This window comes from Nonomuraea terrae (assembly GCF_004348995.1).
In the GTDB taxonomy this organism is placed as follows: Bacteria; Actinomycetota; Actinomycetes; order Streptosporangiales; family Streptosporangiaceae; genus Nonomuraea; species Nonomuraea terrae.
In genome coordinates this window covers 1-11742 of the sequence record NZ_SMKQ01000258.1, presented here as the reverse complement: position 1 = coordinate 11742, position 11742 = coordinate 1, and the positions used below count along the sequence as shown (strand labels likewise).

Here is an 11742-nt window from a genome sequence, read left to right as displayed (position 1 = left end):
GGCGGGCGGCGGTAGCGGTCGGGGGCGCAGGGCGTGGAGGCGGTCTGGAAGGTCGGCTTGATAGGCGGCGTTGCGGCACATTGCGGCGATGGCGACGAACATGTCGGAGATTCGCTTGATCGTCAGGTTCTGGCGGACTTCATTCGTGTGCCTGCGCGGCCTCCGGGACTTCGACTGCTTCTGACGACCTTGCCCGTCGGCGTCGCGCCCGAATCGGTGGGATTTATCGCGGCATAGTGTGTACGTGTTGCTACACAGTGTGCTTTTTGGGTATATGTCGGAAAGGAGAAGTGACGGAACGTACGCGCTCGGTTTCGCGAAGTGGGGTGAAGGTCGTACTCTCCCATAGTGACCTGATGGGGGTTCTGTTACCGATGACTGACCCAACCGACACCCGCGACACCGGTCCCCGCGTCGGCACGCCGTTGTGGGCGTACCTCGCCGGGATCACCGTGATCGGCTTCACCGCCCTGGTGGTGGCCATGGTGCGGCTGGACCTGACCGACCTGGTCGGGCTGGCTCGCACGCCGCTGTTCTGGGTGCTCATGGTGCTGGTGATCCTCGGCGAGCTCAGGCCGGTCATGGTGTCCTCGTCGACCGCCGTGGGCGGCACGTACCCGTCCACCATGTTCACCTTCGCGGTGCTGCTGCACTTCGGGCTGCCCGTCGCGGTGCTCATGCAGGCCATCGCCGTCGCCCTGAACGGCGTGGTCACGCGGAAGTCGTGGCATCGGGTCATGTTCAACATCGCGCAGTCCACCATCGCGCTCACCGCCGCCGCCGTCGTCCTGGGGACCTTCGGGATCCATCCGAGCCCGGCCGTGCCCTGGGTGCCGGACGGCGGCGACCTGCCGGCGATCGCGCTGGCCGGCATCGCCTACTTCGCCACCAGGGCGGCCCTCGTCTGCGGCGCGGTGGCGCTGCACGAGCGGCGCTCGATCGTGCGCGTGCTCAAGGCCACCGTGGGCCCGCAGAGCCTGGTGTACGCCGGGCTGCTCGGCCTGGCGCCCCTGGTCGTCGTGGTGATGAACCACTCGCCGGGGCTCGTGCCGCTGTTCGTCGCGCCGCTGGCCGCCGTCTACTTCACCGCCACGCTGTCCATGCGCCGCGACCACCAGGCCCTGCACGACGAGCTGACCGGCCTGCCCAACCGCAAGATGCTCGTCGTCAGCACCGAAGAGGCGCTGGCCGAGGTGCGCCAGGACGAGCGGGTGGGGTTGTTCCTGCTCGACCTCGACCGGTTCAAAGAGGTCAACGACACGATGGGCCACCCGGTGGGTGACCGGTTGCTGCAGATGGTCGCCCACCGCCTCACCCATTCGGTACGCCCGGGCGACGTCGTGGCGCGGCTCGGCGGCGACGAGTTCGCGGTGCTGCTGCCGTCCATCAGGGACGCCCACGCGGCCAGGGAGGTGGCCGCCCGGCTGCGGGCCGCGCTCACCGAGCCGGTGCGCCTCGAGGGCATGACGTTCGACATGGATGCCTCCGTCGGGATCGCCCTGTATCCCGATCACGCGCCCGACTTCGAGCTGTTGCTGCAGCGGGCCGACGTGGCGATGTACCTGGCCAAGGAGGGGCGTACCGGTGTCGAGCTCTACCAGCCGCACAAGGACCGCAACTCTCCCGAACGCCTCACCCTCCTCGGCGACCTGCGCCGCGCCATCGACAACCATGAGCTGCGCCTGCACTACCAGCCCAAGGTCGTCCTCGCCACCGGCGAAGTGCCGGGCGTCGAGGCGCTGCTGCGCTGGCGCCACCCGGTGCACGGGCCGATCGCGCCGTCCGACTTCGTGCCGCTGGCCGAGCAGTCCTACCTGATGCGGCAGCTCACGGCGTACGTGATCGAGGAGGCGCTGGAGCAGGCCGCCCGCTGGTGGCACAACGGGACGCGGCTGCAGATCTCGATCAACATCTCGGCGCGCGACCTGCTCGGCGCGGCCCTGCCGCAGCGGCTGGAGGCGGGCCTGGCCCGCTACGGGCTGCCGCCGACGGCCATCCAGCTCGAGGTCACCGAACGCATCCTGACCGGCGAGCAGGCCTACACCCAGGAGACGATCAAGGCGCTGGCCACGCTGGGCGTGCCGCTGGCGCTCGACGACTTCGGCACCGGCTACTCGTCGCTGATCCGGCTGCAGCGGCTGGCGGTGTCGGAGGTCAAGATCGACGCCTCGTTCGTCCGTCGGATCGCCGAGTCCGAGGACGACTGCCGCATCGTGCGCTCCATCGTCGACCTGGTCCGCTCGCTCGGGCTGCGGTCGGTGGCCGAGGGCGTGGAGTCCGACGAGGTGGCCGTACGGCTGGCGGAGATGGGCTGCGACGTCGGGCAGGGCTGGCTCTTCGGCGAGCCGATGCCGGCCTCCGACGTCACGGCCTGGCTGCGCGAGCGGCCCGCGGCCGGGCCCGGGGCCGGCTACGGCTATCGGCCCGAGGTCAGCCGCTCCGCCTGATGCTGGAGTTAATGGTTCGGGGCTAATCCGTCAAGGCCCCTAGGATGGCAGTGTCCAAAGACTCCATCCACGAAACGGGTTAACCGACTCATGTCCGCCATAACCCGCGACGAGGTCGCACACCTGGCCCGGTTGTCCAGGCTGGCGCTGACCGACGACGAGCTCGACCACTACGCCACCCAGCTCGATGCCATCATCGAGTCGGTCGCGAAGGTCGCCGAGGTCGCCGCCGAAGATGTGCCGCCTTCGTCGCACGCGCTTCCGCTGACCAACGTCTTCCGTGCCGACGAGGTGCGTCCGTGTCTGACGCCGGAGCAGGCCCTCTCGGGTGCTCCCGCCGTCGAGGACGACCGCTTCCGGGTTCCGCGCATCCTCGGGGAGGAGGCATGAGCCTGATCCGCAAGACAGCCGCCGAGCTGGGCGCGATGATCGCCGGCGGCGAGGTGACGGCGGCCGAGGTGGCCGAGGCGCACCTCGACCGGATGACCGAGGTCGAGCCCAAGGTCCAGGCGTTCCTGCACGTCGACCGCGAGACGACGCTGGAGCAGGCGCGGGCGATCGACGCCCGGCTCAAGGCCGGCGAGAAGCTCGGGCCGCTGGCCGGGGTGCCGATCGCGCACAAAGACATCTTCGCCACGCGTGACATGCCCACGACGGCCGCCTCCAAGATCCTCGAGGGGTGGCGGCCGCCGTACGACGCGACCGTGACCGCGCGGCTGCGCGAGGCGGGCCTGGTCATCCTGGGCAAGACCAACCTCGACGAGTTCGCCATGGGCTCCTCGACGGAGAACTCCGCCTTCGGGCCGACGCACAACCCGTGGGACCTGACGAAGGTGCCGGGCGGCTCGTCGGGTGGCTCCAGCGCCGCCGTGGCCGCCTACGAGGCGCCGCTGTCCACCGGCACCGACACCGGCGGCTCGATCCGGCAGCCCGCCGCGGTGACCGGCATCGTGGGCATGAAGCCGACCTACGGCGGTTCGTCCCGTTACGGGCTGATCGCGTTCGCGAGCTCGCTCGACACGCCTGGGCCGTTCGCGCGCAACGTGCTCGACGCGGCGCTGCTGCACGAGGCGTTCTCCGGCCACGACCCGATGGACTCGACGTCGATCGACGCGGCCGTGCCGTCGGTGGTCGAGGCCGCGAAGAACCCCGACATCGCCGGCATGCGCATCGGCGTGGTCAAGGAGTTCGGCGGCGAGGGCTACCAGCCGGGCGTGCTGGCCCGCTACCACGAGGCCGTGCAGCTCCTGGAGTCGCTCGGGGCCAAGGTCGTCGAGGTCTCCTGCCCGTCGTTCACGACCGCGCTGCCGGCCTACTACCTCATCGCGCCGTCCGAGGCGTCGTCCAACCTGGCGCGCTTCGACGCCATGCGCTACGGCCTGCGCGTGGGCGACGACGGCACCCGCAGCGCCGAGGAGGTCATGGCGCTGACCCGTGCCGCCGGGTTCGGTCCCGAGGTCAAGCGGCGCATCATGCTCGGCACGTACGCGCTGTCGAGCGGCTACTACGACGCCTACTACGGCCAGGCACAGAAGGTGCGCACGGTCATCTCGCGCGAGTTCGAGGCCGCGTTCCAGCAGGTCGACGTGCTGGTGTCGCCGACCACGCCGACCACGGCGTTCTCCATCGGCGAGCGCACCGACGACCCGATGGCGATGTACCTCGCCGACCTGTGCACCATCCCGTCCAATCTGGCCGGCAACGCGGCCATGTCGGTGCCGTGCGGCCTGGCCGACGAGGACGGCCTGCCGGTCGGCCTGCAGATCATGGCCCCGGTCCTGGCCGACGACCGCTGCTACCGCGTCGGCGCCGCCGTGGAGCAGGCCCTGGAGAGCCGCTGGGGCGGCCCGCTGCTGAAGGAGGCCCCGTCGCTATGACGATGCTCTATGACGAAGCGCTCGACCGGTTCGAGCCGGTGCTCGGGCTGGAGACGCACGTCGAGCTGGGCACCAAGTCGAAGATGTTCTGCGGGTGCAAGACCGCCTTCGGCGCTCCGCCCAACACGCAGGTCTGCCCGACCTGCCTGGCGTTCCCCGGTGCCCTGCCGGTGGCCAACGCCATGGCCATCGAGTCGACCATCCGCATCGGCCTGGCGCTGAACTGCTCGATCGCCGAGTGGTGCCGCTTCGCCCGGAAGAACTACTTCTATCCGGACATGCCGAAGAACTACCAGATTTCGCAGTACGACGAGCCGCTCTGCTTCGACGGCTACATCGACGTCGAGGTCAACGGCGAGACCGTGCGGATCGAGATCGAGCGGGTCCACCTGGAGGAGGACACCGGCAAGTCCACCCACGTGGGTGGCGCGACCGGGCGCATCCACGGGGCCGACTACTCGATCGTCGACTACAACCGCGCCGGCATCCCGCTGGTCGAGATCGTCACCAAGCCCATCCCGGGCACCGACCGGCTGGCGCCCGAGGTGGCCAAGGCCTACGTGACCGAGCTGCGCGAGATCATGCGCTCGCTGGGCGTCTCCGACGTGCGCATGGAGGAGGGCTCGCTGCGGTGTGACGTCAACGTCTCGCTGATGCCGCGCGGCTCGTCCGAGTGGGGCACCCGTACGGAGACCAAGAACGTCAACTCCCTGCGCAGCGTCGAGCGGGCGGTGCGCAGCGAGATCGAGCGTCAGGCGGGCGTCCTCGCCGCGGGCGGGAAGATCACTCAGGAGACCCGCCACTTCCACGAGGACAGCGGCACCACGACCTCGGGCCGGTCCAAGGAGGAGGCGCAGGACTACCGCTACTTCCCCGAGCCCGACCTGGTGCCGATCGCGCCCGACCCGGCGTGGGTGGCCGAGCTGAAGGCGGCCCTGCCCGAGCTGCCGTCGGTCAGGCGCAAGCGGCTGCAGGCCGAATGGGGTCTGTCCGACCTCGACATGCAGGCCATGCACAACGCCGACGCCTTCGACCTGGTCGAGGCCACGGTCGCGGCCGGAGCGCCGCCGGCCGACGCGCGTAAGTGGTGGATGGGCGAGCTGGCGCGGCGTGCCAACGAGAGCGGCACGTCGCTCGCCGAGCTGCCCATCACGCCGGCCCAGATCGCCCGGGTGACCGAGCTGGTGGCCTCGGGCGCGCTCAACGACAAGCTGGCGCGGGAGGTGCTCGAAGGCGTGCTGGCCGGTGAGGGCACGCCCGACGAGGTGGTCGAGAAGCGCGGGCTGCGCATCGTCAACGACGAGGGCGAGCTGTCGGCGATCATCGACAAGGTGCTGGCCGACAACGCCGACGCGGTCGAGAAGGTGCGCTCCGGGAAGATCGCCGCGGCGGGCGCCCTGGTGGGCGGCGTCATGCGAGCCAGCAAGGGCAAGGCCGACGCGGCCCGCGCCCGCCAGCTCATCCTGGACAAGCTCGGCGTCTCGGAGTGACCCCGCCACGCGGCCCTGCCGGTCTCCGGTAGGAATGTGACCCGATACGCGGCCCCGCCGGTCCTAAGGGATCGGCGGGGCCGCGTCATGCGACGGGCCCATGACCATCGGTGGTCCAGGGTGCGGGCCGTGTGCGGATCCGTACCATGAAGGACCTCGGCCCGGGCGGTCCCGCAGGAGGGGGCTAGTCCTCCTCGCGGGAGGGGAGCGGGACGCGGGTGCGGCGGGCGGCCAGATTCCTGAACACGGGCGTCAGAAGGGCCAGGGCCGCCAGGGCCAGGAAGACGGCGGCTACCGGGCTGGTCACCAGGACGGTGGGGTCGCCGGCGCCGATGGCGAGGGCGCGGCGGAGTTGGATCTCGGCCATCGGGCCCAGGATCATGCCGATCACCGCCGGCGCGACGGGCAGGCCGAAGCGCCGCATGGCGTAGCCCAGCAGGCCGAGGACGTACAGGACGAACAGGTCCACCACGGTGGCGTTCAGGGCGTAGACGCCGAGGGCGGCGAAGACCACGATCCCGGCGTACAGGTACGGCCGCGGGATCCGCAGGATGCGGGCCCACAGCGGCGCCAGCGGCAGGTTCAGCACCAGCAACATCGCGTTGCCGATGAACAGTGAGGCGATCATGCCCCACACCAGCGCCGGGTTGTGCTCGAAGAGCTGCGGCCCCGGCTGGAGGCCGTACTGCTGGAAGGCGGCCAGCATGATCGCGGCCGTCGCCGACGTGGGCAGGCCGAGCGTCAGCAGCGGCACCAGGGTGCCGGCCGCGGAGGCGTTGTTGGCCGCCTCCGGCCCGGCGACGCCCTCGATGGCGCCCTTGCCGTACTCCTCGCGGGCCACGCCGCGGGCCAGCCGCTTCTCGGCCGCGTACGACAGGAAGGTGGGGATCTCGGCGCCGCCGCCCGGCAGCGCGCCGAACGGGAACCCGAGCGCGGTGCCGCGCAACCACGGCAGCCACGAGCGGCGCCAGTCGGAACGCCCCATCCACGCCCGCCCGACCGGCACGACCTCGGGCGGCACGTGACGCAGCCGGGAGGCGACGTACAGGGCCTCGCCGAGGGCGAACAGGCCGACCGCGACGATCACCACGTCGATGCCGTCGAGCAGTTGCGGGATGCCGAGGGTGAGCCGGGCCTGGCCGGTCTGCTGGTCGATGCCGATCAGCCCGATCACCAGGCCCAGCCCGAGCGAGGCCAGGCCGCGCACGATCGAGCGGGACAGCACCGACGACACGGCCGTGAACGCGAGGATGGCGAGGGCGAAGTAGTCCGCCGGGCCGAACGAGATCGCGAAGCTCACCACCGCCGGGGCCGCCACGACCAGCAACGCGGTGGCGATCGTGCCCGCCACGAACGACCCGATCGCGGCGGTGGCCAGCGCCTGGGCGGCCCGCCCGCGCCGGGCCATCTTGTTGCCCTCCAGCGCGGTGATCATCGAGGAGGACTCGCCGGGCGTGTTGAGCAGGATGGACGTGGTCGAGCCGCCGTACATGCCGCCGTAGTAGATGCCGGCGAACATGATGAACGCGCTGGCCGGCGGCACCGTGAACGTGATGGGCAGCAGCAGCGCCACCGTCATCGCCGGCCCGATGCCGGGCAGCACGCCGACGAGGGTGCCGAGGGTGACGCCGACGAGCGCGTACAGGAGGTTGACGGGGGTGAGCGCGGCGGCGAAGCCGTCGAGCAGCAACTGGAACGAGGTCACGCTAGATCAGCCCTTCCAGCGGTCCGCCCGGCAGGGACACGCCGAGGCCCCAGACGAACAGCGCGTACGTCGCCACGCCCACGACCACGGCGATCAGCGCGGCACGGCCCTTGTGTGCCGCGCCGAGGGCCACCGACAGGCCGAAGAACAGCAGGGACGCGCCGATGATCCAGCCGAGCACGTTCAGCAGTGCGGCGAACGCCAGGAAGATGCCGCTGACCAGGCCGACGCTGCGCCAGTCGGTGGGCGCGTCCACGTCGACGTCCTCGCTCTCCTCTGGGTCGGCGCGGCCGCCGCGCAGCACGTCGGCCACGTAGAAGACGCCGATGACCACCATCGCGCCGCCCACCAGCATGGGGAAGAAGCGCGGCCCGAGGCCGAGCTGGGAGGCCGCGGCCGAGACGTCGAGCGTCCCGGCCACGACCAGCACGCCCAGCACCAGCACCACGGCCGCCAGCCCGAGCTCGGGCCGCCACCAGCGAGTCATCAGGAGACGAGCCCCATCTCGGCGATGATGGCCTTCACGCGCGTCTGCTCGGCGTTCAGGTAGTCGGCGAACTGCTGGCCGGTCTGGAAGGAGTCGATCCAGCCGTTCTTGGCCACGGCGTCCTTCCACGGCTGCGAGTCGTGCATCTTGGTGACCAGGTCGGTCAGCGCCTTCTTGTCGGCCTCGGACAGCCCGGCGGGGGCGACGAAGCCGCGCCAGTTGGACAGCTCCACGTCGAGGCCGCCCTCCTTCAGCGTGGGGGCGTCCAGGTCGGGCAGCCGCTCACCGGACGTGACGCCCAGCGCCCGCAGCTTGCCGGACTTCACGTGCTCGGCGAACTCGCCGACGCCCGAGATGCCGGCGCTGACCTTGTTGCCGAGCAGCTCGTTCAGCGCCTCGCCGCCGCCGGAGTGGGCGATGTAGTTGACCTGCTTGGGGTCGATGCCCGCGGCCTTGGCCATCAGCCCGGCCACGATGTGGTCGGTGCCGCCCGCCGAGCCGCCCGAGATCGACACCTTCGCCGGGTCGGCCTTCCACGCCGCCACCATGTCGGCCAGCGTCTTGAACGGCGACTCCGCCGGGACCACGACGATCTCGTACTCCTCGGTCAGCTTCGCGATGGGCGTGGTCTCCGCGAGCGTGACGTTGGACTTGTTCTGCTCGATGGCGCCCACCATGACCAGGCCCATGGTCATCAGCAGGTTGCCGTTGCCCTTCTCGCCGGCGAGCTGGGCCAGGCCGATCGTGCCGCCGGCGCCCGGCACGTTGTACACCTCGACCTTGCGCTGGGGGTCGGCGGCCTTGAACGCCTGCTCGGCCACGCGGGACGTCTGGTCCCAGCCGCCGCCGGGCGCGGCCGGCGCCATGATGCGCAAGGTGGCGTCGGCGGACGTGCCGCCGCCCTGCGCGCCGCATGCCGTCAGCGCGCCGAGGGAGAGTGCCGCGACGGCGGCGAGTACGCGCAAGCGCATGATCACTCCATGGGGGGTTATTTCACGGTGTCAGAACTGGGATGGTGAAACGCCCTTCCGTCCGCGTCGAGCTTTTGCACGGTTGCCGTCATAGTGGTCGTATTGGTCGCGACCTGGCTGTGACCTCGGTTTGTTTCCATGTGCAAGGTGAGACGGGTCCGCGACGCCTCCCTCGGGACACAGCTGTTCGCGCTCCAGATGGTGATCGTGCTGCTGGCCGTCGGCGGCACGGCGGGAGTGTGGGCGGAGCACACGCGCGACCAGCTCGACTCCCTGCACCAGCAGCGCGCCCTGGCGATCGCGCAGTCGGTGGCCGCGCTCCCGCAGGTGCGGGAGGCGTTCGCGCTGGCGCAGCCGGAGACCGTGCTGCAGCCGCTGGCCATGAGCGTCCAGCAGGAGACCGGCGCCGACTACGTGGTGATCGCCAACGCCGAGCAGAGACGCTACGCGCATCCCAACGCCTCGCTGATCGGCAAGCGACTGTCCACCGACGGCAGCCCGGTCCTGCGTACGGGCAGGAGCTGGGTCGGCACCGAGACCGGCACGATCGGCACGACGGTCAGGGGCAAGGCGCCCATCCGCGACGAGTACGGCACCGTCATCGGGCTCGTCTCGGTCGGCGTGCTGGAGACCACGGTGACCAGCGAGCTGGCCCACGCGCTGCCGCCGCTGATCTGGACCGCGCTGGCGGTGCTGCTGGCCGGGCTGGCCCTGGCCGCCCTCATCACCGCGCGGGTGCGCAGGCAGACGTTCGGGCTGGAGCCGCGCGAGATCGCGGCGCTGCTGGAGCAGCGCGAGGGCGTGCTGCACGGCGTCAAGGAGGGCGTGCTCGCGCTCGACCTGGCCGGGCGGGTGACGCTGGTCAACGACGCGGCGCGCGAGTTGCTCGGCGACGTCCCCATCGACGCGGGGGAGGACCTCACGCGGTTGCCGGTCTCCGACCGGATGCGCGACGTGCTCGGCGGCGACGACCCCGGCGAGGACCGCATCGTGCTGCACGGCGAGCGCGTGCTGGTGCTCAACCGCACCCCGGTGTCGGTACGCGGCCGGCACCGCGGCTGGGTCGTCACCCTGCGCGACCGCACCGAGCTGGTCCGCCTGGCTCGCGAGCTGGACGACACCAGCAGCGCGACGGAGGCGCTGCGGGCGCAGGCACACGAGTTCGCCAACCGGATGCACACGGTCGTCGGGCTGCTGGAGCTGGGCGAGCACGAGGCGGTCGTCAGCTTCATCACCCGCACCACGCGCGGAACGTACGCCGCCGACCTGCGCGAACGCATCCAGGAGCCGACCCTCGCCGCGCTGTTGCTGGCCAAGTCCGCCGAGGCGGCCGAACGCGGCGCCCGGCTCGTGCTCTCGGACGACTCCCGCGTGCCCGAAGGCACCCTCGGCGACCCGCAGGACGCCGTCCTGGTGGTCGGCAACCTGGTCGCCAACGCCATCGACGCGCTCGACGGCGCCGAGGGCACGATCGAGGTGTCGGTACGGGCCGACGCCGACGGGCTGCACGTACGGGTCGGCGACTCGGGCCCCGGCATCGCCCCTGACCTGGTGGAGGAGGTCTTCAGGGAGGGCTTCACCACCAAGGCCGCCCACTCGGGGCCGCGCGGCCTCGGCCTGGCCCTGACCCGGCAGGCGTGCCTGCGCCGGGGCGGCTGGGTCCGCGTCCGCAACAACGGCGGCGCGGTCTTCACCGCCCTCCTGCCCGCGAAGGCAGGCGAGGCAGCGCCGTGGGCCGATGGAGGAGCGGAGCGAGCGCCGCGACCGCAGCGGCCACCGGGGACGACGGCGCCGGTGCGAGCGAGCCCGCCGAGCGGGGCGAGGCCATGAGCGGGATCAGGAGCGACCTGCGCGTCCTGGTGGTCGACGACGACTTCATGGTGGCGCGGATCCACAGTGGGTACGTGGCGCGCGTGCCGGGGTTCAGCGTGGTCGCGGTGGCGCACAACGGGGCGGACGCGCTGGCCGCGGTGGCCGAGCTGCGGCCCGATCTCGTGCTGCTCGACATCTACCTGCCCGACATGTCGGGCCTGGAGGTGCTCAAGCAGCTCCACGACGTGGACGTCCTCATGATCAGCGCCGCCCGCGACGTGCCCACCGTCAGGGAGGCCATGCGCGGCGGCGCGGTCAACTACCTGATCAAGCCGTTCACCGCCGACGCGCTGTCCGAACGCCTCCGGCAGTACGCCGACACCCGCAGCCGGCTGACCGCCATCGGCGCCGAGGCCCGCCAGGATGACGTGGACCGGCTCTTCGGCACGCTCAAGACGGCCGCGCCCATGCCGAAGGGGCTGTCCGCGGCGACCTGCGCGCTGGTCGCGGACACGCTGCGGGATGCGGGCCGCGACCTGTCGGCCGCCGAGGCCGCCGAGCTCGCCGGCCTGTCACGGGTGAGCGCCCGCCGCTATCTCGAACATCTCTGCGCGGCGGGGCGGGCCGAGCTGCGGCCGCGGTACGGCACCGCCGGGCGGCCGGAGCACCGTTACCGATGGCTGGGTTGACACAGTCTCGTAGCCATTTCCCGTGACATATGCCGATCCTCGTGCCTTACTGTTGCCTGAGACTTGGCTGCGGACCGGGAGGAGATTGAGGCGTGCGTAACGCCGGACCGATCGAATCACCGACCGACCCGTTCGCCTCGGTGCCTCTGCCCACGTCGGGCAAGTCCAGGAAGCCGCGCATCGAAGGGCTGCCCCCCGGCGTCTCCCGGGACATCTTCGGCCCGCAGGACCGGCAGGAGCCCGGATCGAGCCCGGGAGCCGGGC

Annotated in this window: 9 protein-coding genes; 6 read left to right on the top strand and 3 right to left on the bottom strand. The window is 71.3% G+C overall.

The window, feature by feature from the left end:
• The first annotated feature begins 374 nt into the window (after nucleotides 1-374).
• From E1286_RS42275 to gatB, 4 genes are all read left to right on the top strand, one after another.
• A complete protein-coding gene (locus E1286_RS42275; protein WP_132622231.1) occupies nucleotides 375-2447 on the top strand; it encodes a putative bifunctional diguanylate cyclase/phosphodiesterase in 2073 nt (690 codons plus the stop codon).
• A gap of 90 nt (nucleotides 2448-2537) precedes the next feature.
• Nucleotides 2538-2837, top strand: coding sequence for an Asp-tRNA(Asn)/Glu-tRNA(Gln) amidotransferase subunit GatC (gene gatC, locus E1286_RS42270; RefSeq protein ID WP_132622229.1), 300 nt, complete (start codon nucleotides 2538-2540; stop codon nucleotides 2835-2837).
• Nucleotides 2834-4324, top strand: coding sequence for an Asp-tRNA(Asn)/Glu-tRNA(Gln) amidotransferase subunit GatA (gatA, locus tag E1286_RS42265; RefSeq protein WP_132622227.1), 1491 nt, complete (start codon nucleotides 2834-2836; stop codon nucleotides 4322-4324). The genes gatC and gatA overlap by 4 nt, the downstream gene beginning before the upstream one ends.
• 2 nt (nucleotides 4325-4326) lie before the next feature.
• Complete coding sequence (gene gatB / locus E1286_RS42260) at nucleotides 4327-5814, top strand: Asp-tRNA(Asn)/Glu-tRNA(Gln) amidotransferase subunit GatB (RefSeq protein ID WP_132622233.1); 1488 nt, start codon at nucleotides 4327-4329, stop codon at nucleotides 5812-5814.
• A 184-nt stretch (nucleotides 5815-5998) separates the two neighbouring features.
• Here gatB and E1286_RS42255 read toward each other — a convergent pair whose 3' ends face one another.
• Genes E1286_RS42255 through E1286_RS42245 form a run of 3 tightly spaced genes read right to left on the bottom strand, consistent with a single transcriptional unit; the run spans nucleotide 5999 to nucleotide 8977 of the window.
• On the bottom strand, nucleotides 5999-7519 hold the full coding sequence (locus E1286_RS42255; protein ID WP_132622225.1) for a tripartite tricarboxylate transporter permease: 1521 nt from the start codon (nucleotides 7517-7519) through the stop codon (nucleotides 5999-6001).
• A gap of 1 nt (nucleotide 7520) precedes the next feature.
• Nucleotides 7521-8006 (bottom strand): tripartite tricarboxylate transporter TctB family protein, encoded by a 486-nt coding sequence (locus E1286_RS42250; RefSeq protein ID WP_132622223.1) that lies wholly within the window; start codon nucleotides 8004-8006, stop codon nucleotides 7521-7523.
• Entirely contained in the window at nucleotides 8006-8977 is a 972-nt protein-coding gene (locus E1286_RS42245; protein WP_132622221.1) for a Bug family tripartite tricarboxylate transporter substrate binding protein, read from the bottom strand. The genes E1286_RS42250 and E1286_RS42245 overlap by 1 nt, the downstream gene beginning before the upstream one ends.
• Nucleotides 8978-9115: 138 nt before the next feature.
• Here E1286_RS42245 and E1286_RS42240 point away from each other — a divergent pair, with 138 nt between their 5' ends.
• A complete protein-coding gene (locus E1286_RS42240) occupies nucleotides 9116-10807 on the top strand; it encodes an ATP-binding protein (protein ID WP_132622219.1) in 1692 nt (563 codons plus the stop codon).
• Entirely contained in the window at nucleotides 10804-11478 is a 675-nt protein-coding gene (locus E1286_RS42235) for a response regulator (RefSeq protein WP_132622217.1), read from the top strand. Before E1286_RS42240 ends, E1286_RS42235 begins: the two co-directional genes overlap by 4 nt.
• Nucleotides 11479-11742: the final 264 nt, after the last annotated feature.

What these genes read in the sequence shown, in the direction of transcription:
- E1286_RS42275 (WP_132622231.1), top strand. Translation starts at nt 375, where the DNA reads ATGACTGACCCAACCGACACCCGCGACACCGGTCCCCGCGTCGGCACG.
- gatC (WP_132622229.1), top strand. Translation starts at nt 2,538, where the DNA reads ATGTCCGCCATAACCCGCGACGAGGTCGCACACCTGGCCCGGTTGTCC.
- gatA (WP_132622227.1), top strand. Translation starts at nt 2,834, where the DNA reads ATGAGCCTGATCCGCAAGACAGCCGCCGAGCTGGGCGCGATGATCGCC.
- gatB (WP_132622233.1), top strand. Translation starts at nt 4,327, where the DNA reads ATGCTCTATGACGAAGCGCTCGACCGGTTCGAGCCGGTGCTCGGGCTG.
- E1286_RS42250 (WP_132622223.1), bottom strand. Translation starts at nt 8,006, where the DNA reads ATGACTCGCTGGTGGCGGCCCGAGCTCGGGCTGGCGGCCGTGGTGCTG.
- E1286_RS42245 (WP_132622221.1), bottom strand. Translation starts at nt 8,977, where the DNA reads ATGCGCTTGCGCGTACTCGCCGCCGTCGCGGCACTCTCCCTCGGCGCG.
- E1286_RS42240 (WP_132622219.1), top strand. Translation starts at nt 9,116, where the DNA reads ATGTGCAAGGTGAGACGGGTCCGCGACGCCTCCCTCGGGACACAGCTG.
- E1286_RS42235 (WP_132622217.1), top strand. Translation starts at nt 10,804, where the DNA reads ATGAGCGGGATCAGGAGCGACCTGCGCGTCCTGGTGGTCGACGACGAC.